Origin of the sequence: Bifidobacterium aemilianum (assembly GCF_003315635.1) — a bacterium.
Classification (GTDB): Bacteria; Actinomycetota; Actinomycetes; order Actinomycetales; family Bifidobacteriaceae; genus Bifidobacterium; species Bifidobacterium aemilianum.
Window position 1 is genome coordinate 22640 of sequence record NZ_PDCG01000002.1, and the last position, 20067, is coordinate 42706.

The 20067-nt window shown below is 61.9% G+C and carries 14 protein-coding genes; 9 read left to right on the forward strand and 5 right to left on the reverse strand.

The window, feature by feature from the left end:
• Window positions 1-142 precede the first annotated feature (142 nt).
• A complete protein-coding gene (locus CRD60_RS02140) occupies window positions 143-1600 on the forward strand; it encodes an LCP family protein (protein WP_236630783.1) in 1458 nt (485 codons plus the stop codon).
• On the opposite strand, the gene CRD60_RS02145 is transcribed toward CRD60_RS02140, so the two are convergent.
• The 5 genes from CRD60_RS02145 to CRD60_RS02165 form a co-directional block, all read right to left on the reverse strand.
• Entirely contained in the window at window positions 1590-2513 is a 924-nt protein-coding gene (locus tag CRD60_RS02145) for a LysR family transcriptional regulator (RefSeq protein WP_113859688.1), read from the reverse strand. The two genes, CRD60_RS02140 and CRD60_RS02145, sit on opposite strands and share 11 nt — an antisense overlap.
• Before the next feature lie 141 nt (window positions 2514-2654).
• Window positions 2655-3281 carry an HAD family hydrolase gene (locus CRD60_RS02150; protein WP_113859948.1) on the reverse strand — a complete coding sequence of 209 codons (627 nt, stop codon included), beginning with the start codon at window positions 3279-3281 and terminating at the stop codon, window positions 2655-2657.
• Window positions 3282-3431: 150 nt separating this feature from the next.
• The gene (locus CRD60_RS02155) at window positions 3432-5390 is read right to left on the reverse strand and encodes a bifunctional ADP-dependent NAD(P)H-hydrate dehydratase/NAD(P)H-hydrate epimerase (protein WP_113859689.1); all 1959 of its coding nucleotides are present in this window, start codon (window positions 5388-5390) and stop codon (window positions 3432-3434) included.
• A 139-nt stretch (window positions 5391-5529) separates the two neighbouring features.
• A complete protein-coding gene (locus CRD60_RS02160; protein ID WP_113859690.1) occupies window positions 5530-7131 on the reverse strand; it encodes an ABC-F family ATP-binding cassette domain-containing protein in 1602 nt (533 codons plus the stop codon).
• Between the two features lie 221 nt (window positions 7132-7352).
• Entirely contained in the window at window positions 7353-8150 is a 798-nt protein-coding gene (locus CRD60_RS02165; RefSeq protein ID WP_127975616.1) for a hypothetical protein, read from the reverse strand.
• A 405-nt stretch (window positions 8151-8555) separates the two neighbouring features.
• Here CRD60_RS02165 and uvrA point away from each other — a divergent pair, with 405 nt between their 5' ends.
• The 8 genes from uvrA (at window position 8556) to secG (ending at window position 19873) form a co-directional block, all read left to right on the forward strand.
• Window positions 8556-11435 (forward strand): excinuclease ABC subunit UvrA, encoded by a 2880-nt coding sequence (uvrA, locus tag CRD60_RS02170; RefSeq protein WP_236630808.1) that lies wholly within the window; start codon window positions 8556-8558, stop codon window positions 11433-11435.
• A 116-nt stretch (window positions 11436-11551) separates the two neighbouring features.
• The gene (gene uvrC / locus CRD60_RS02175; RefSeq protein ID WP_236630809.1) at window positions 11552-13942 is read left to right on the forward strand and encodes an excinuclease ABC subunit UvrC; all 2391 of its coding nucleotides are present in this window, start codon (window positions 11552-11554) and stop codon (window positions 13940-13942) included.
• Entirely contained in the window at window positions 13939-15057 is a 1119-nt protein-coding gene (locus CRD60_RS02180; protein WP_113859949.1) for a shikimate dehydrogenase family protein, read from the forward strand. Before uvrC ends, CRD60_RS02180 begins: the two co-directional genes overlap by 4 nt.
• Window positions 15058-15071: 14 nt before the next feature.
• Entirely contained in the window at window positions 15072-15986 is a 915-nt protein-coding gene (rapZ, locus tag CRD60_RS02185) for an RNase adapter RapZ (RefSeq protein ID WP_236630810.1), read from the forward strand.
• 155 nt (window positions 15987-16141) lie between these two features.
• Window positions 16142-17083, forward strand: a complete 942-nt coding sequence (whiA, locus tag CRD60_RS02190) for a DNA-binding protein WhiA (RefSeq protein WP_113859694.1) — start codon at window positions 16142-16144, stop codon at window positions 17081-17083.
• Window positions 17084-17415: 332 nt separating this feature from the next.
• Window positions 17416-18621 (forward strand): phosphoglycerate kinase, encoded by a 1206-nt coding sequence (locus CRD60_RS02195; protein ID WP_113859695.1) that lies wholly within the window; start codon window positions 17416-17418, stop codon window positions 18619-18621.
• 122 nt (window positions 18622-18743) lie between these two features.
• Complete coding sequence (gene tpiA / locus CRD60_RS02200) at window positions 18744-19544, forward strand: triose-phosphate isomerase (RefSeq protein ID WP_113859696.1); 801 nt, start codon at window positions 18744-18746, stop codon at window positions 19542-19544.
• A gap of 80 nt (window positions 19545-19624) precedes the next feature.
• Window positions 19625-19873, forward strand: coding sequence for a preprotein translocase subunit SecG (gene secG / locus CRD60_RS02205; protein ID WP_113859697.1), 249 nt, complete (start codon window positions 19625-19627; stop codon window positions 19871-19873).
• Window positions 19874-20067 lie beyond the last annotated feature (194 nt).

Genomic DNA, 20067 nt, shown 5'->3' on the forward strand with positions numbered 1-20067 from the left:
GTGCGGGCCCTGCCAGCTTTGCCTGGCAATGGCCCCCTGACTGGTAGGTGTGCAGGGTCCCCGCCGAAGGTCTACCGGCCAGTCATTGACCGGAAGCGCGATGGCAGCAGGTAGGAAGGCTACCCAGCAGCAAGGAGAGCACATGGAGAGAGACCGAAGGGTGGACTCTGGCGCCAACCAGAACCCCAGTGAGACCGCAGCCCGTAAGCACCAGCCACGGCATGGTGCCCTCAATCCCCAGGGTGGCCACATGGCCAAGGCCCTGGTCCTGGCCCTGGTCGCGGCGCTCACCTTCCTGGCAACGGTGGGTGCCGCCGGCTGGATAGACCTGGAACTATCCATAGGCCGTAGGGGCGTGCCGCCCATCGGCCCCCATGACCCGCCGCTGATCGACATGAGGGCCGGGCGTGAGATCAATCTGCTGGTCCTAGGGCAGGACACGCGGGCTGGAGAGGGCAACGCAGCCCTGGGTGGCTACCAGGAGGGAGAGGATATGGCTGGCCACATGTCTGACACCGCCATGGTGGTGCAAATCAGCGCCGACCGCTCCTACATCAATCTGGTCTCCATACAGAGGGACTCCCTGGTGGATGCACCCGCTTGCCCCACCAGCCGGGGCCTCGTTCCAGCCCAGCGGCAGGTCATGTTCAATACCATTTTCTCCAGTGGCTGGCAGAAAGGCGGTGACCTGGCCTCGGCGGCCTCGTGTAGCCTCACTGCCGTCGGGTCCCTGACCGGTCTGGACCTGCATGACTTCATCGTGGTGGACTTCCAAGGACTCAAGGGCATGATAGACGCTGTGGGAGGTGTGGACCTGTGCATAGCGGCCGACACCAAGGACGACTACATCGGCCTGGACCTGGCCCGTGGCCTGCGCCACCTGAACGGCACCCAGGCCACCCAGTACGCCCGAATGCGCCATGGCTCAGGCACCGATGGCACGGACATCATGCGGACCACCCGCCAGCAGTACCTGGTCAAACAGCTCATGAACCAAACCCTCGCCAAGAGGGACTTCAGCCACAGCAGCCAGCTCTACGAACTGTCCTTCGCGCTCCTCAATGCCCTCAACTTCAGCCCCGGCCTTGGTTCAGCCCGCCCCCTGGTCGGTTTGGCCGCCAGCCTCAAAGACTTCAAGACCAGCCACCTCTACAGCCAGACCCTCCCCGTCATCCCCGCCCCCTCAGACAAGAACCGACGGATCTGGGCCCCGGCGGCCGAGGGCGTATGGCAGACCCTGCGTGACCACAAGCCCCTGGTGGTCCAAGAGACCAAGCAGATTCCAGAAGCGGGGGAGGACACCAGCGGCGAGGGCTCCGGCGTTGCCGGCAGCCAACCCCAGGACCATGACCAGGCCCCTTCGCCAGCAGTCGACCCGACCACCGGACTCTACCGCGACGAGCAAGGCACCCCTGATCGACCCCGCCACCGGTGGCCAGGTGGACCCGGAGGCCGCCTACATCCGCGACCCCCAGACCCAGGAGTACATCGGCACAGCCGACCGCTACCTCAATCACACTATCTGCTCCATGCCAGCCAAGAAGTAGTCAGACCTGTCCTGCCTCTGGTGAATTGGTATCCCTTCAGAGCTACTCGATGAGCTGGTAGCCGTGGGAACGGGCCACCTGGCCCAGCTTCTCCAGGTAGGTCTCGGCCGCCTGGCTGAGCTTGGTGCGTTCGTTGCCGATCCAGCCCAGGAGCATGGTCTGGTCGGTCTCCAGGGGGACGGTGACGATTTTCTCGTTGTTGAGGTCCCCGTTGTCGATGCCGGTGCAGACCGTGTAGGCGTTGAGGCCGATGATGAAGTTGAGCATAGTGGCCCGGTCGGTCACGTTGATCTGCTTGGGGGAGAAGTCCGGCCAGACCGCCTCCTCAGCGAAGTAGAAGGAACCCTCCTTGCCCTGCTCGTACTGGAGGAAGGGGTAGGGTTTGAGATCCTCCATGGACACCCGCTCCCTGGAGGCCAAGGGGTTGTTCCTGGCCAGGAAGACGTGCAGGTCGGCCCGGAAGAGGGGGTGGAAGACCAGGTGCTTCTCGCGCAGGAGCTTGCCGATCACATGCTTGTTGAAATCAGACAGGTAGATGATGCCGATCTCGGAGAGCATGTTGGCCACCTGGTCGATGATGTCCCTGGTTCTGGTCTCACGGATGGTGAACTCATACTCGTCCGCCCGGCTGTCGTGGATCATCTCCACGAAGGCCTCCACGGCGAACATGTAATGCTGGGTGGAGACCGAGCAGAGCTGCTTGCGGGGCTTGGCGTTGCGGTAGCGCTCCTCCATGAGGGCCGCCTGGTCCAGGACCTGCCGGGCGTAGGTCAGGAACTCGGCCCCATCCACCGTCAGGGTGATTCCCTGGGAGGACCGAGTGAATATCTCGATGCCCATCTCATGCTCCAGTTCCTTGACCGAGGAGCTCAGGGCCGGCTGGGAGACATAGAGTTCGTGGGAGGCCTCGTTCATGGAGCCGCATTCGACAATCTTGACGATGTACTTGAGCTGGAGCAGTGTCATAAGAACAGCATATACCAATGGGCATATTCAGGCCGTGTACTTATATCTCTATATGGACGGTGGGCAGGCTTTCGTCAAGGCATATGCTGTGGGCCGATCAGGCACATGGCTTGATCGGCCCACAGGATATATGCGATGCCGCTAGAGTCTCACGCCCAGGGATTCCAAGTCCCTGCGGGCCTGGGCGGCATCAGAGAAGAGGAAGGCCTGCATGCCCACGGCCTCGGCTCCGGACACGTTCTTGGGGGTGTCGTCGAAGAAGGCGGTCGTCGCGGGGTCCAGATCGTAGCGGCTCATGGCCAGCTGGTAGATGTGGGCATCAGGCTTATGCATTTTCTCCGCGCCCGATACGATGGTGCCACCCAGAAGATCCTCAAGCTGGGGGAACTTCTCGAAGGCGAAGTGGAAGGTCTCGTGGGCCCAGTTGGTCAGGCCCCAGCATCCGATGCCGGCCGCCAGCAGGTCCTCCAGGAGCTCCTCCATGCCAGGCACGATTCGTGTCAGGGAATCGTCGTAGTGCTTGATGTAGTAGGCGAAGACTTGGGCCATATCATCCCCATAGCGCTGCCTGTAGTCATCAATGACATCTGCCAGGTCCTCACCGGCATCCATCCGGTCCTCATAGTGGAAGAAGCCATAGGGGTCGTTGGGGGCGGCAATCTCGTCGATCAGTTGTTGGGGGTAGTGGCCCAGAAGGCAGGAGCGCAGCTGCCAATCAATCAGCACTCCGCAGAAGTCGAAGACCACGTCGGAGACCTCCGTGGCCATATCGTCTTGGATTACAGATGCTTCCGACAATGAAGATTCCATACCGGATTCACTGCTCATTCGCTTGGCCTGCTTTCATTTGTGCGTTTCACTGCTGACACGGAAAAGTCGAGGCCAGTACGGCCAGCCCCGACGACCACATGAAGCTTCTCAGATCTGGCCGACAAATCGCCCGGAGCCAGCGGCCCAGGGATCGGCCTCCTCGCTGTTGCCGGTAGTGGCCCGCCAAATGCAGGTTTGAATCTCCTCGACCAGGTCCCGGGCGACGATGGGGTAGCCAAACCTATCCCGTAAGGGTGTGAGGGGCTGACCGTAGAGGTCTGGAGCCTGCCAGCCCTGCTGGTCGCTGCCGGAGGCGAGGCTTCCAGCATAGCCATGGATCCAGGCGGCGGCCGCTGCCAGTTCCACGGCCATAGAGCTGTCGGATTCCAGCAGTTCCTCGTTCTGGGCCAGCATGGCGCCCAAGATGCCGGAGAGGACATCGCCGGAACCGGCCGTGGCCATCCAGGCCGGGCCGCGTCCCGAGACCATGGTCCTGACCCCGCCCTCGCCGTCGGGGCCGACCAGGATGGTGATGCCACCCTTAAGAAGCACGGTGGCGCCGGTCAACTCATGGGCCCTGAGCGCCCAATGCCAGGGGTCGGCCTGGACCTCGCAGGCCTCCAGGTCCTCGCCCAGCCGGCTCAGGAGTCGGGCCAGCTCGCCAGCGTGGGGGGTGATGACCACCTGGGGAGGCACGCGGGAGGGCAGGAGGTCCAGGGCGCCGGCATCCACGCAGATGGGGGGCATCTGCCTGGGGTCGATCTGCTGAGCGGCCGGATCATCCGGATCTTCCGGATCTTCCATGCCCCTTTCTGCGAGTCCAAGATCCTCGGCTTTCTCGCAGACCAATGGATCAAGCTCGTAATGGGCCAGGAGGGCGCTGATGGTCTCCTCTTGCAGGTCCCTCCCGTGACTGTTGTTCTCGTGGACGGGAACACCCGAACCAACCACCCAGGCCTGCACCCGTCCCTTGCCCATGACGGCCTCGGGCAGTTGCCCCAGGATGAGGTCCTGGGCCCTTCTGGGGCCCAGGTAGCGGACCATGCCCACATTGGTCCTGGCTGCGGCGCACGTGGAGAGCACGGCCGCACCGGGGTAGGCCTCGGAGCCGGTGACCAGGCCGACCACGCCGCGCTGGTACTTGCCGTCGCTGGGTTTGGGCAGGCGGATGAAGCTGGAGGCCAGGTCCTCGTCCATGGCCTCCACGACCGGGGCGAACTGGTCAATGTCAAAGCCCAGGTCCACCAGGACCAGCCTGCCGCAGGCGTAGGCTGCCGGTGGCAGTAGGGCGCAGGGTTTGAGGGCTCCCAGCATGACGGTCAGATTGGCAGGCAGGTGGTCGCCAGGCAGACTTCCGTCGTCCACGCCCAGTCCCGAAGGGGTGTCGACGGCCAGGACGATGGGCCCCTGAGCGCCGTCGTCAAGACCTGGCGGGATCTCCTCGTCGCTGGTCCCATCCCCATCTATGAGATCGCGGGGCAGTCCGGAAGGGTCACTGGGCCAGTTGTCTTGCCGGTCGGCAAGTTGCTCGCAGAGGGCATGGGAGATGGTGGCGGGTATGCCCGTCAGGGGCCCTTGGGCGCCGATGCCGGTCATGGCGTCGATGATAAGGTCCGCCGATAGGGCGTAGTCCACGGCGGTTTCCAGCCGTTCGCCCGCTTCACCGGCGCTGAAGCCTGCCTGGCAGCCGGGGATGGTCGCCTGGGGGTCGAGCACCAGGATCTTGCCGCCCTGCCTGGCGAAGGCCTCAAAGGCGGCCTGATGTACGCTGCGGCCCACGGCGATGGCCGTCACGTCCGATCCCTGCCGGGCCAGCTTCGCGGCCGCGTACATGCCATCACCGCCATTGTTGCCCCCGCCGACCAGGAGGACCAGCTTGGCCTCGTCAACCTCGATGCCGGCAGCTCCCAGGGCGTCCAAGGCCACCTGGGCCACAGCGGAGGCCGCCATGTTCATGAGGGGTATGCCTTGAGCCAGGAGGGGGGCCTCCATGGATCTGACGTCCGCCACATCGTAGGCCTTGTGGGTCAGTGCCCTACGTCCCTGCGCATCCCGAAGCTCTGCCATGTCAGTCTCCTTGCCTGGTGATGGTCACCATACCGGCAATTCTACTTGCCTGGGTATGGAAAGGCCCCCTTTGCACCAGGCTTGGCTGGAAGCGAAGCGGTGCGTGGGGGGCCTTGCCGGTCATGCTGGTTTTTGGTCGCTACTCCTCGGCGACCAGCTCCAGGTAGCTGTCGTTCCAGAGGTCCTCGTCGCCATCGGGCATGAGCAGGACCCGCTCCGGGTTGAGGGCCTGCACCGCACCCTCGTCGTGGGTGACCAGGATGATGGCGCCCTCGTATTTGGCGATGGCCTTGAGGATCTCATCGCGGGAGACCGGGTCCAGGTTGTTGGTGGGCTCGTCAAGCAGGAGGACATTGGCCCTGGAGGTAACCAGGGTGGCCAGGGCCAGACGGGTCTTCTCACCGCCGGAGAGGACCTTGGCAGGTTTCATGGCGTCATCCCCCGAGAAGAGGAAGGAACCCAGGATGGACCGCGCTTGGGTGTCGTCCAGTTCGGGGGCCACGTGGCGTAGGTTCTCCAGGACGGTGAAATCCATGTCCAGGGTGTCGTGCTCCTGGGCGAAATAGCCGATCTTGCAGCCATGCCCGTAGATGACCTCGCCGGTGTCGGGCTCCTCCTGACCGGCCAGGATTCGCAGGGTAGTGGTCTTGCCGGCGCCGTTGTAGCCCAGGATCACCACACGGGAGCCCTTATCCACGGCCAGGTTGATGCCGGCGAAGACGATGTTGGACCCGAAGGCCTTGGAGATGTCCTTGGCCGTGATGGGGGTGCGGCCCACCGGAGCTGGTTCGGGGAAGCGGATGTCGGCCACCTTCTCCTTGGCCTGGGCCTCGGATGTCTCGGAGAGGAGCCGTTCGGCCCTGCGCATCATGTTCTGGGCGGCCACTGCCTTGGTGGCCTTGGCATGCAGGCGGATCCCCTGCTTCATGAGCCGGTCCGCCTTCTTCTCGGCCACCTCGCGCTCGCGGCGGCGGCGTTCCTCATCCACCACCCGCTGGTGGAGGTAGGCCTTCCAACCCAAGGAGTACATGTCGATCTGACCAAGTTGGGCATCCAAGTGCCAGACCTTGTTGACCACGTCGTCCAGAAGCTCGGTGGAATGGGAGATGACGATGAAGCCACCCTCGAATCGTTTGAGATAGCCCCTGAGCCATTCGATGGAATCCGCGTCCAAGTGGTTGGTGGGCTCGTCCAGAATCAGGGTGTCGGCATCGGAGAAGAGGATGCGGGCCAGCTCGATACGGCGGCGCTGGCCACCGGAAAGGGTGCCCAGCTCCTGCTGCATGACCTCCTGCTTGAGTCCCAGGCTGTCGGCCATGGAGATGGCTTCGGACTGGGCCGCGTACCCCCCGGCCTTGTCGAAGGCCTGCATGGCCTTGTCGTAGCGGTCCATGGCCTTGGTCATCACATCCGGGTCAGGGTCGGTCATCTCCTTTTCCGCCTTGCGGAGGCGTTTGATGATGGAAGCGATGTCCCGGGCGCTCATCATCCGGTCCAGGGCCGTCTGGCTGGGGTCGGCGGCATGGGTGTCCTGGGGCAGGTAGCCGAGTTTGCCGCTGATTCTGACCTTGCCGCCGGCTGGGAGCATATCCCCGGTGATGACCCGGGTCAGGGTGGTCTTGCCGGCGCCATTGCGGCCTACCAGACCGATCTTGTCACCCTTGGATACGTGGAAGTCGGTGGGGTGCAGCAGTGTTCTCGCGCCGATCTGAATCTCCAGTCCCTGCCCCTCGATTGACATAGCTTGCTACCGTCTTCCCTGTGTGTCCTTGTGCCATTGCGCTGGTCTAGACCTGCGGTTGCGAAAGTTGCTCAGGTAGCTTACCCAGCCTGTTCTCACTTGACCGCCCCAAAGACCAAAGAACATCATAGCCATAGGTGCCTAAGAGCAAGGAACGGGGGCCAGCTGTGCCTGAGACAGGCTGGCGCCCCCCCCTGAGAAGGCCAAGAGGCACGTCAGTATCATGCTTTGGTGAGGATTCGCTTCCAGGGAGCATAGATAACAATCGCGCCCAGGGTGGTCAGAATGATGATGGCCACGGCCATGGGCGCCGATTGGCCCATGAGCTTAACACCAATGGCAATCCCCGACCAAAGAACTACCAGCCCGACCATCCAATCGCCCAGCAGCCGGCGCATCAGATAGGACACCAGGATCAGGGCCAGCAGCAGGGCCAGTGTCACCAGCGATTGCACAGGCACACTGCCCTCCCAGGACTGATGGGCCCTCAGCAGCACGTACCAGCAGTTGGTTAGAGTGGCCACCAGCAGCCAGCTGCCGTATAAGGATAGAGGAGCCCAATCGGTCACTTGACGGGTGAATATCCGGTCACGGGCGTAGAGGGACCATACGGTTATACTCAAAGAGACAATGAGTACGATGCTGCTGACAAACAGCTCCATGTGCCAGACCGTCAACCATGCGACATTGAGCAGGCAGCTGAGGACGAACACAAGGCCGGAGGCGCTCATGGGCATATGCCACACGGGCTTACGGCCTACCGGAGACTTGCAGAAGAAAAAGAGCCAGACTGCCAGGCCTAGATAAATCAGTCCCCATATGCTGAAAGCGTAGCCGGCGGGGGTGAACCAGGAATGGACCTGACCGGATATCTCCGCATTGTTCATTCCACCGAGCTTGCCCATCTCGGAATACGCGTTGAAGGCCAGGGTCAGGGCCCACGCCAGCCAGAGGATCAGGTCCTCCACCCTCATCCATGGTTTTCTGGCCCAAAGAATCTCCTCGCTTAGTGAATTCACAACAGGAGTCACACCTTCCCCAGCCGCTGACTTGTCCATAATTCCCTCCTTGGATGAATGGATACGTCTTACGTTTCAGTGTAGGTCGGTCTTCGGGCCGGCTGCTTGCACCTTGCCTGCGCATGCAGCATCAGGCAAAAATCGAACAGCTGTTCGAAAAATGGGAGCGATTGCTGTATTATTGCCTGGGAATAGGAACTGACAAGACCGGTTGAGCCATTGCAATAATCGGTGTGGTGTGGTGTGACGCGGAGGTAGCAGTTGGTCGCCAAGACAGCAAGAGACAAAGGCAAATCAGGGGTTCAGACACAGGGAAGTGCCCCCGATGCCAAGACAGCCCAGAAGGTGCTGGACAGCGAGACCTTCCTGTCCAAGGAACTGGCCAAGGCTCCACTCAGATCCGCCATGGGTTCGCTCGTGGCGGACATCAGCCACATCCCTTCGGACCTGAAGATCAGCATCCAGGGCGCTCGCGAGCACAATCTCAAGAATGTGGACCTGTCCATACCCCGCAACCGCATGGTGGTCTTCACCGGCTTGTCTGGTTCCGGCAAGTCCTCCCTGGCCTTCGACACCCTGTTCGCGGAGGGGCAACGGCGCTATGTCGAATCCCTGAGCTCCTATGCCCGACAGTTCCTTGGCCAGATGGACAAGCCTGACGTGGACTTCATCGAGGGCCTGAGCCCTGCGGTCTCCATCGACCAGAAGACCACCAACCGCAACCCCCGGTCCACGGTGGGCACCATCACGGAAATCTACGACTACCTCCGCTTGCTCTTCGCCCGAACCGGCATTCCCCATTGCCCCGTGTGCGGGGCCGTGGTCAGCGCCCAGACACCCCAGCAGATGGTCGATAGTCTGATGGCCAACCCTGAGGGAACCCGCTTCCAGATTCTGGCCCCCGTCGTGCGCGGCCGTAAGGGAGAGTTCGAAGACCTCCTTGAGCTCCTACGCGGCGACGGGTACTCCCGTGCCCTGATCGACGGGGAGATGAGGCAACTCTCCGACGATATCAAGCTCACCAAGCAAAAGAAGCACACCATCGAGGTAGTGGTCGACCGCCTGGTCATCAAGGAGTCCGTGACCCAGAGGCTCACTGATTCCATTGAGACCGCACTCAACCTGGCCAAGGGCATCATCTTGGTGGACTTCGTGGACCTGTCCGACAAGGATCCCAAGCGTCGTCAGCCCTTCTCGGAGAAACGGGCCTGCCCCAACGGCCACCAGCTCGAGCTGGACGAGATCGAGCCCAGGACCTTCTCCTTCAACGCCCCTTATGGAGCCTGCCCGGAATGCACCGGCATCGGTTTCAAGCTGGAGATCGACCCTGAACTGGTCATACCCGACCCTGACAAGTCCCTCAAGGAAGGGGCCATCGAACCCTGGTCCATGAACAAGAGCACGGGGGAGTACTACGGTCATGTCCTCGACGGCTTGGCCGATGAGATGGGCTTCTCCATGGACACGCCATGGAAGAAGCTCCCTGAGGAGGTCCGCAAGGCGGTACTCTTCGGGCGCGACTTCAAGGTCAAGGTCTCCTACCGCAACAGGTGGGGCCGACTGCGAGAGTATTCCACCGGTTTCGAGGGGGTGGTGCGTACCTTGATGCGCCGGCACGACGAGACGGATTCCGACCAGATGAAGCTCTACTACGAGTCCTACATGCGTGAGGTGCCCTGCCAGGCCTGCCACGGCAGGCGCCTGCGCCCGGAGGTCCTCTCCGTCACCATCAAGGATGAATCCATTGCCGATGTCTGCGACATGTCCGCACAGGACAGCCTCCAGTGGGTGGAGGGGCTCAGGCTTGACGGTCAGGCCGCCCAGATCGCCGGTGAGGTCCTCAAGGAGATCAAGGCCCGCCTGCGCTTTCTCAATGATGTGGGCCTCAACTATCTGACCCTATCCCGGGCCGCCAAGACCCTGTCCGGCGGGGAGGCCCAGCGCATCCGCCTGGCCACCCAGATCGGCTCCGGCCTAGTCGGGGTCATGTATGTGCTTGACGAGCCCTCCATCGGTCTCCACCAGCGTGACAACGAACGCCTTATCAAGACCCTCCACCACCTGCGCGACCTGGGTAACACCCTCATCGTGGTCGAACACGACCAGGAGACCATCGAGAAATCGGATTGGCTTGTCGACATCGGCCCTGGCGCCGGAGAATTGGGCGGCGAGGTGGTCTATTCAGGCCCCGCCTCCCATCTGACCGAAGCCAGCCGGTCCATCACCGGTGACTACATCGCCGGCCGTCGGCGGATCGAACTGCCGTCCAAGCGCCGGAAGACCAAGAAGAGCAAGCAACTGAAGGTGGTCGGGGCACGGGAGAACAACCTCAAGGACCTCAAGGTCTCCTTCCCCCTGGGTGTTATGACCTGTGTGACCGGTGTCTCGGGGTCAGGCAAGTCCACACTCGTCAACTCCATCCTCTACCCGGTCCTGGCCGACAAGCTGAACGGGGCCCGTATCGTTCCCGGCAAGCACACCAGGGTGGAGGGGGTTGACCAGTGCGACAAGGTCATCCATGTGGACCAGAACCCGATCGGGCGCACACCCAGGTCCAACCCCGCCACCTACACCGGTGTCTGGGATAAGATCCGCGCCCTGTTCGCCAAGACCCCCGAGGCCCAGGTCCGTGGCTATGGCCCAGGCCGCTTCTCCTTCAATGTCAAGGGAGGCCGCTGCGAGGCCTGCCATGGCGATGGCACCCTGAAGATCGAGATGAACTTCCTGCCGGACGTGTATGTAGAATGTGAGCAGTGCCACGGCAAGCGCTACAACCGGGAGACCCTGGAGGTCAAGTACAAGGGCAAGACCGTGGCCGACGTGCTTGACATGCCCATCACGGAGGCTGCCGAGTTCTTCAAGGCCTACAGCTCCATTTCCCGCTACCTGGACACCCTGGTGGATGTCGGCCTGGGCTACATCCGCCTGGGCCAGCCGGCAACCACCCTGTCCGGCGGTGAGTCCCAGCGGGTCAAGCTGGCCACCGAACTCCAGCGTAGGTCGACGGGCAAGACCGTCTACATCCTGGACGAGCCGACCACCGGCCTGCATTTCGAGGATGTCCGCAAGCTCCTCCTTGTCCTCCAAGGATTGGTGGACAAGGGGAACACCGTCATTGTCATCGAACACAACCTGGATGTGGTCAAGTCGGCCGACTGGATCATCGATCTGGGCCCCGAGGGCGGCAACGGTGGGGGAACCATCGTGGCCCAAGGCACCCCCGAACAGGTGTCCGAATGTGAGGAAAGCTGGACCGGGCGCTACCTCAAGCCCATGCTCCGGTAGAGTGCTGGTATCCGGTGTTCTGCATCGGGCAGATAGACAGTCAGGCAGACAGCCAGGGCAGTGCAGGTGCTGCCCCAGGGCAGCGGGAATGAAAGGCAGGTATGGCACAGTCAGGGATGGTCGAGAAGCACAGCAGTGACCACTGGCGGAAGACAGCGCGCAACACCGCCAAGGCCCTGGGGGACTCCCGCGACCTCTTCCGGCCCAAGACCTCGGACATACCAGCCGAACCAGGTGTCTACAAGTGGCGCGATGGCGAGGGTAGGGTCATCTATGTGGGCAAGGCCAAGAACCTCCGCAACCGGCTGACCAACTACTTCCAACCCCTCGACCAACTCCATCCCCGGACCCAGACCATGGTCCTGACTGCGCGTAGCCTGGAATGGACGGTGGTGGGGACGGAGCTTGAGGCGCTGACCCTGGAATACACATGGATCAAGGAGTTCGACCCCCGCTTCAATGTGGTCTTCCGTGACGACAAGACCTACCCCTACCTGGCAGTATCCGTCGGTGAGCAGGTGCCCCGGGTCTGGATCACCCGCATGCGCAAGCGTAAGGACAGCCGCTATTTCGGCCCCTATGCCAAGGTTTGGGACCTACGTCACAGCCTGGACCGCCTCCTCAAGGCCTTCCCGGTCCGCACCTGCTCCAAGACCACCTTCCATCGGGCCCAGATGACCGGCAGGCCCTGTCTTCTGGCCTCCATCGGCAAGTGCTCGGCACCCTGTGTGGGCCGTATCAGCCCCAAGGAGCACCGGCAGCTGGTCGAACGGCTGGTGGGTGTCATGACCGGCAGGTTCGGCAAGTCCTACCTCGCCGATCTGACCAGGGAGATGAAGGAAGCCAGCGCGGAGCTGGAATTCGAGAAGGCGGGTCGTCTGCGCGATGAGATTCAGATGCTGCAGACGGTCGGCGAGCAGAATGCCGTGGTCTTCGACTCCGATGTGGATGCGGATGTCTTCGGCCTGGAGTCAGATGAGCTCGAGGCTTCCGTCCATGCCTTCTTTGTGCGGGCCGGCTCGATCAGGGGAGAGCGCAATTGGACCGTGGAACGGGTGGAGGACATCTCCGATGCCGATCTCATGGCCGACCTCTTTGTCCAGGTCTATTCTGACGTGGTCGGTGAGGACCGTGAGGAGCGGGACAAACTTGCTGTCGCGGTTGCCAAGAGGAACTCGACCGGCTGCGAGGAGTGCGATCAGGAGGGGTTTGCATCCTCCGAGGCCTTGCACATCAAGGAACGCCGGGACGCCCTGGGGTCCACCCAGACCGTCACCGCGACCGACACTCAGGCCAGGGCCCAGGCGACCAGGACCCGTCGGGAGCGGCAGGAGCAGACCGGCAGACAGGACCTCCTGGCCCCCATCTCACCAGTGCCCCGTGAGGTCCTGGTCCCCATCGAACCTGCACGAAGGAAGGAACTTGAGGATTGGCTCTCCGGCCTGCGTGGAGCGGCCGTATCCATCAAGGTCCCGGTCAGGGGTGAGAAGAAGGCGCTGATGGACCGTGCAGGTGACAACGCCAAGCAGGCCCTCCAACGCAGCAAGCTCAGCCGTATCAGTGACATGGGAGCCAGGACGACCGCCATGAACGATGTGGCCAAGGCTCTGGGTCTTGACCAGGCCCCCCTGCGGATCGAATGCTACGACATCTCGAATACGGTCGGTGGGGCCTTCCAGGTGGCCTCCATGGTGGTCTTCGAGGATGCCATGGCCAAGAAGTCCGAATACCGTCGATTCGCCATCAGAGGCAAGGATGGCAAGGGGGCCCTTGATGACCTCTCGGCCCTCTACGAGACCCTGACCCGCCGTTTCCGGCATGGGAACATCGCCGGCGACAGTGGTGAGAGCATCGACAATGAGCGGCGCTTGGTCCAGGCCCAGGAGTCGGGTGGGTCTGATGAACCCGCACTGGCTGGATCCGGGGCAGGCAGGGAGCAATCCCCAGCCCAATCAGTGGAGGCTGGCCAGGAGACTGTCATGCAGAACACGGATCGTCGGCATTTCGCCTACAAGCCCAATCTGCTGGTGGTGGATGGCGGCAAGCCACAGGTCATGGCCGCGGCCAAGGCCTTGGCCGATTGCGGTGTCAAGGATGTGGCGGTCTGCGGACTGGCCAAGCGCCTGGAGGAGGTCTGGGTGCCGGACGACGACTATCCGATCATCCTCAAACGTCAATCCGAAGGCATGTATCTGCTCCAGCGGGTACGTGATGAATCTCACCGGTTCGCCATAACCTATCACCGGCAGAGCCGCCGCAAGGGGGCCCTCAGGTCGGCCTTGGACAGCATACCTGGCATCGGCCCCTCCTACCAGAAACGTCTGTTGAGGGAGTTCGGGTCGGTCCGGTCAATCCGTAGCGCCTCGCTGGAGGAGCTTGAGGGGGTCAAAGGAATCGGCAAGGCCAAGGCCCAGGCCATCTACCTGGCCCTTCACCCCGAGGAGCCACAGCAGGATCAGGACTCCGAATGGGTCGGTCAGACATGGGAAAGCGAGCCTCAGCCATGATCTCCATCACGCACCACTGTGCCGTTCTGGGTTCTCCCATCTCCCACTCGCTCTCGCCGCTTCTCCATGAGGCCGCCTACAAAGCCTTGGGACTGGATGATTGGGCCTATAACCGCCAGGAGGTCACTCAGGCTGATTTGCCGGCCTTCGTGCAATCTCTGGACCCCTCCTGGGTGGGACTGAGCCTGACCATGCCCCTCAAACAAGCCATTGTGCCCTATGGGCAGGCTCAGGACCCCTGGGCCAAGCGCCTGCGGGTGGCCAACACGGCCGTCTTTGACTGGGGGTCCGCCAGCCAGGAGACCCAGGGGCAGGCGGCCATCAGACTCTATAACACCGATGTGGCCGGCATCGCCCTGGCCTTCCGTCACGCCTGGCAGGTGCAGCAGGCCTCTGGTCTGGGACTTGCTTCCAGGCCCTTGCGGGCCGGAGGCACAGCGGTCATACTCGGGAATGGCAATACCGCCCAGTCGGCCTTGGCGGCTCTGGCCAGCCTTCAAGCAGGAGCTTCTGAGACCCTGCCGGGCAGTCCCAAGCAGGGTGACCCCACCGATTCATCCTCCGGGGCGCAGGGGGCAGATGTCAGGCCATGGCGATTGGTGCTGGCTGCCCGTCACCCAGACTCCCACCCCGACATCCTCGATCTTGCCGGTGATTACCGCCATGTCATGGACCTCAACACTGTGGCCTTGCATGATGAGGCCCTGACAGGGCTTCTGGCCGATGCTGACGTGGTAATCTCCACACTGCCCGCCCATGCTGCTGATTCGGTGGCCGAGTCACTGGCTGCCTCCGGTCATCATCTGTCCGGCAGCCTGCTGGATGTGGCCTACGATCCCCGCCCCAGCCTCTTGAACAGGGTCTGGGATGAGGGCGGTGGCTTGTCGATTGGAGGAGAGGAAATGCTCCTCTACCAGGCCCTGATCCAGCTACTGGTCATGCTTGGCCCACGCTTGCCGGAAGTCGACCGGAACATTGACCAAGCCACTGGAGCGGCGGCTGTGGCGGCCATAGGGCCGGATTTGAAGACAGCATTCCAAATGCCCTACCTATCGGATAGGCTGGTGGCTGCGGTGGAGCAGTCAATGAGAGCTGCCATACAGGAGGCATTGTGAGTAAAGACACAGTCGTGCAGCGGCCCGGGGATGGAACCGAAGTCGGCGAGGCGGAGCCGGCGGATCAGTTCCAGGTCATGCTGATCACCGGCATGAGTGGTGCCGGACGGTCCCAAGCGGCCAACAGCATCGAGGACATGGGCTGGTATGTGATCGACAATCTGCCTCCCAAGATGCTCATTCCCCTGGTGGATATGATGACGACCTCAGCCTCCAAGGTACACAAGCTCGCTGCCGTCATTGATGTTCGCTCCCGCACCTATTTCGATGACCTCTCCGCGGTGCTTAGCCACCTGGATGATCTTGGCGTCAGGACCCGTATCATCTTTCTGGATGCATCCAATGAGGTGCTCATCAAACGCTACGAATCAGTCAGGCGCCCCCATCCGCTCCAGCGAGGCAACCGTCTGATTGACGGGATCGAGGAGGAGCGTGCCCTGCTAGCAAGTCTCAAGGAGCGGGCGGACACCGTCATCGACACCTCCGGCCTGAGCATTCACCAGCTGTCAACGCACTTGTATGAGGCCTTGCTGGGAGCCGGTCCCAGTACGGTCACAGTGCATATATTCAGTTTTGGCTTCAAGTATGGTATGCCCCTGGATGCGGATTTCGTGGCGGATGTACGCTTCCTGCCCAACCCATATTGGGTGCCCAGTCTTAGGGAGTTGACAGGCCAGGATGAGGCGGTCTCCGACTATGTGCTGTCAAGCGAGGGGGCCGAGGATTTTCTGGAGGCCTACGAACGGGCGATCATGATCGCTGTCAAGGGCTACGCTCAGGAGGACAAGCATTTCATGACCATCGGCTTCGGCTGCACTGGAGGTCAGCACCGGTCCGTGGCCATGAGCCTGGCCTTGGCCGATCGTCTCAAGACCCAGGGCCTTGAGGTAACGGTTTCCGCCCGGGAGCTTAGGAGGCAACGGTCCTAGTATCAGCATATGAGACATTAGTGGTCGAATAACGGATACTGGCTTCCGGCTTGTCCAATACCTTCGGTATCACAGAAAGCCGTGGCTTTTCGCTGACACCAGTCGAACCAATCTGAGCATTGCATACATAATCAAGGAACTTAGGAGGTTGTCACTTGGCACTCTTGGATGATGTCAAACATGAGCTAGCAGCGATCGAAACTGACCTGCCTGCCGCCAAGATGGCCCAAGCCTCAACCATGATGCGCTTCGCAGGAGGTCTGCGGCCGGTCAACAACCAAGCCATCATCCGTGCCCAGTTCGACTCGTCGGAGGCGGCCCAGTGGCTGCAGTCCACCATCGGCAGCTATTTCCAGCGTGAGTCCTCCATCAAGCAGATCACCCGTCAGGCACCCAATGGCAAACTCATCCACTATGACCTGGAAGTGACCCGAGGCGCCACCGCTCTGGCCCTACAGGCTGGCCTCCTGGACCGCAGGATGAAGCTGGTCAAGGGACTCCCCGCCGACATCGTATCCGGCAACATCGCCCAGATCAAAGCGGCCTGGAGGGGTGCCTTCCTGGCCCGTGGAGCTGTCTCGGACCCAGGCAAGGCCTCCTATCTTGAGATCGTCTGCCCCTCCCACGAGGCAGCCCTGGCCCTGCAGGGAATGGCCAGGAGGTTGGGTGTCACGGCCAAGGCCCGCCAATTACGGAGCTCGGAGCGGGTGACCCTCAAGGATCCCGATTCCATCGAACGGATGCTCATACTCATGGGGGCGCCACGGTCGGCCCGGGAATGGACCGGCAAGAGGTCCGATGGCGAGGCTAGGGGCAAGGCCAACCGGCTTGCCAACTTCGACGACGCCAATATGCGCAGGAGTGCCAAGGCGGCTGCTGAAGCAGGGGAGAAGGTCCGTCAGGCCTTTAAGATCCTGGGTGATGACATCCCCGACAATCTCAGGGCCGCTGGCAAGCTCAGGCTCGACCATCCCGATGCCAGCCTTGAGGAACTCGGCCGCTTGGCTGACCCGCCCATCACCAAGGATGCCATCGCAGGGCGCATCCGTCGTCTCCTGCAGCTGGCTGATAAGACGGAGAAGCTCCATCGCTCCTGAGTGGTGGCCAGTATCGGCGCCTGCGCCCGGTGGATGTGAGACAGCTCTCCCTGACCCCTTGTGTCATGCGGTCAGGGAGAGGTCCTTATCAGTCCCCGAAGGATTATGGCCAGCAGGGACTGTGAGCGCTAACAATCTTCTGGGCCCCTGCAAGGCCTGCAATCAAGCGCATGGTGAAAGCCCCCTTGTTGCCAAGGCTTTCCAGCTTTTGCCTGATCCTTTCCGGCGGGTATCATCACAAGAGGAGCACTACCGCAGAGGCACTTCAAAGCAAGCCTCTGTGGGCCTGAGGGTGGCCACTCTCCCTCAGGTAACGCTAGGAAAGGATATTCATGAAGACACTCAAGGATCTGGGAGATCTCAAGGGCAAGCGAGTTCTGGTTCGCGCCGATTTCAACGTTCCACTCAAGGGAACCACCATCACCGATGACGGTCGTATCCGCGCGGCACTGCCAACAATCAAGAATCTGCGCGACCAGGGGGCCAAGGTCATCGTCATGGCCCATCTCGGCCGCCCCAAAGGCAAGGTCGTTCCCGAACTGTCGCTGGCACCTGTGGCCCAGCGTCTGGGTGAGCTCCTGGGCACCAAGGTTCCCTTGGCCAAGGACACCTATGGTGATGATGCGCAGGCCAAGGTCGCGGCCATGGCTGACGGCGATGTGATTCTGCTCGAGAACGTTCGCTTCAATCCTGAGGAGACCAGCAAGGACGATGCCGAGCGCTCCGCCTATGCCAAGAAGATCGCCGCCCTAGGTGAGGCCTTCGTCTCCGACGGCTTCGGTGTGGTACACCGGGCCCAAGGCTCCGACTATGACGTTGCGGCTGACCTGCCCGCCGCCGCTGGCCTCCTGGTACAGAAGGAAGTCGACGCGCTCTCCAGGGGTACCGAGAACCCCAGCCGCCCCTACACGGTCATCCTGGGTGGTTCCAAGGTCTCCGACAAGCTGGGTGTCATCGAGAACCTGCTCGACAAGGCCGACCGCCTGGTCATCGGCGGCGGCATGGTCTTCACCTTCCTCAAGGCCCAGGGCTACGAGGTTGGATCCTCCCTCCTGGAGGAGGACCAGGTCGACAAGGTCAAGGGCTACATCGAGACCGCCAGGAAGAACGGCGTGGAATTGGTCTTCCCCACTGATGTTGTGGTGAACAAGGGCTTCCCGTCCGGTGATACCCCGATCGATCCCAAGGTAGTTCCCGCGGACGCCATTCCATCGGACATGATGGGCCTGGACATCGGTCCTGATTCCTGCAAGCTCTTCCACGACAAGATCGTCGATTCCAAGACCGTCGTATGGAACGGCCCCATGGGTGTCTTCGAGGTTCCTCAGTTCGCCGAGGGCACCAAGGCCGTGGCCCAGGGTCTGGTCGATGCCACGGCAGCTGGGGCCTTCACCATCGTGGGTGGCGGCGACTCCGCCTCCGCCGTGCGCAACCTCCACTTCCCTGAGGACGGCTTCTCCCACATCTCCACGGGCGGCGGCGCCTCCCTGGAGTTCCTTGAGGGCAAGGAGTTGCCAGGACTCAAGGTCCTGGAGTAGAGCTCTGAAGGGCGGGTCATGGTAGCCTTGACCTACACAGTGAGGGTGCATCCCATTCGGGGTGTGCCCTCTTCTCTTGGGACTGCTAGTATGACGTAAGTTCGTTTGTGAAAGGAAACTAGATGGCATCTGCACGTGTTCCTTTGGTGGCCGGCAACTGGAAAATGAATTTCGACCATCTCGAGGCGACCTATTTTGTGCAGAAACTCGCCTGGCTCCTGCGTGACGCCCACTTTGACTACCGCCACTGCGAGGTGGCGCTTATGCCTACCTTCACCTCCATTCGCAGCGTCCAGGTCCTCGTCGAGGCCGATAACCTCAAGATTCGCTATGGGGCCCAGGCGGTATCGGTGACCACCCAGGGGGCCTTCACCGGAGATGTCTCGGCTGACATGCTCTCCCAACTGGGTTGCTCCTACGTCATCGTCGGCCATTCGGAACGTCGCAAGTACCACCCCGAGGACGATGCCAACATTGTCGACCAGGTCCGGGCCACCCTGACTGCGGGTATGCAGCCCATACTGTGTGTGGGGGAGAGCAGCGAGGAGCACCGTCAGGGCATTGAGCTGGACTTCGCAGTGGGCCAGGTCCACGATGTGACCCGGGACCTCAACGAGGAGGAGGCGGCCAGGCTCATCATCGCCTATGAGCCCGTCTGGGCCATCGGCACCGGTCAAGTAGCCACCCCCCAATCGGCCCAGGAGGCGTCCAAGGCCATGCGTGACGACCTGCGGGAGACCTTCGGACCCCATGTGGCGCAGACCGTACGTGTCCTCTATGGGGGGTCCGTCACCTCCAAGAATGCCATGCAGATGATTAGTCAGCCGGATGTTGATGGTTTTCTGGTCGGCGGTGCATCCCTTGACGCTGAGGAGTTCGCTAGAATCAGCCGCCTGACGGAGAAGACGACCCGCCGGGGATGATTCCTCATCCCCGGGAATTCGCCCCTATGCGCTATGCTTGCTACCAATACTGATTAAATGGAGGTATACCCGTGTCGACTATGGCCATTGTCAAGCTTGTTCTGCAGATTGTATTGGTGGTTCTCTGCTTCCTGTTGACCCTCTTGATCCTCATGCACCGGGGCAAGGGCGGCGGCCTGTCTGACATGTTTGGCGGAGGTCTGACCCAGAACGCCGGCACCTCCGGCGTGGCTGAGAAGAACCTGAACAGGTGGACCATCATCATCGCCTTGCTGTGGGTGGCCATCATCATCGCCCTCAGCCTCATCAGCAAGTTCCATTTGGTCTGATTACGCACTGCTTAACCTGAACAGCGCCCTCGGTTCCCAACAGACCGGGGGCGTTTCCATAGCTTCTTACCTTCCGGGGATATACGCCAAAATGTGTGCGGGTTGGTTTGTGCTGTTGGGGTATAACCCTTAGGGGTCGCCATAGCTGTCCGTGTGGCCCCTCATTGAGCCATGGGCCCCGACACGCCCGGATA

Coding starts and splice junctions, on each gene's coding strand:
- CRD60_RS02140 (WP_236630783.1), top strand. CDS start 143: ATGGAGAGAGACCGAAGGGTGGACTCTGGCGCCAACCAGAACCCCAGT.
- CRD60_RS02145 (WP_113859688.1), bottom strand. CDS start 2,513: ATGACACTGCTCCAGCTCAAGTACATCGTCAAGATTGTCGAATGCGGC.
- CRD60_RS02150 (WP_113859948.1), bottom strand. CDS start 3,281: ATGGCCACGGAGGTCTCCGACGTGGTCTTCGACTTCTGCGGAGTGCTG.
- CRD60_RS02155 (WP_113859689.1), bottom strand. CDS start 5,390: ATGGCAGAGCTTCGGGATGCGCAGGGACGTAGGGCACTGACCCACAAG.
- CRD60_RS02160 (WP_113859690.1), bottom strand. CDS start 7,131: ATGTCAATCGAGGGGCAGGGACTGGAGATTCAGATCGGCGCGAGAACA.
- uvrA (WP_236630808.1), top strand. CDS start 8,556: ATGGGTTCGCTCGTGGCGGACATCAGCCACATCCCTTCGGACCTGAAG.
- uvrC (WP_236630809.1), top strand. CDS start 11,552: ATGGTCGAGAAGCACAGCAGTGACCACTGGCGGAAGACAGCGCGCAAC.
- CRD60_RS02180 (WP_113859949.1), top strand. CDS start 13,939: ATGATCTCCATCACGCACCACTGTGCCGTTCTGGGTTCTCCCATCTCC.
- CRD60_RS02195 (WP_113859695.1), top strand. CDS start 17,416: ATGAAGACACTCAAGGATCTGGGAGATCTCAAGGGCAAGCGAGTTCTG.
- tpiA (WP_113859696.1), top strand. CDS start 18,744: ATGGCATCTGCACGTGTTCCTTTGGTGGCCGGCAACTGGAAAATGAAT.
- secG (WP_113859697.1), top strand. CDS start 19,625: ATGGCCATTGTCAAGCTTGTTCTGCAGATTGTATTGGTGGTTCTCTGC.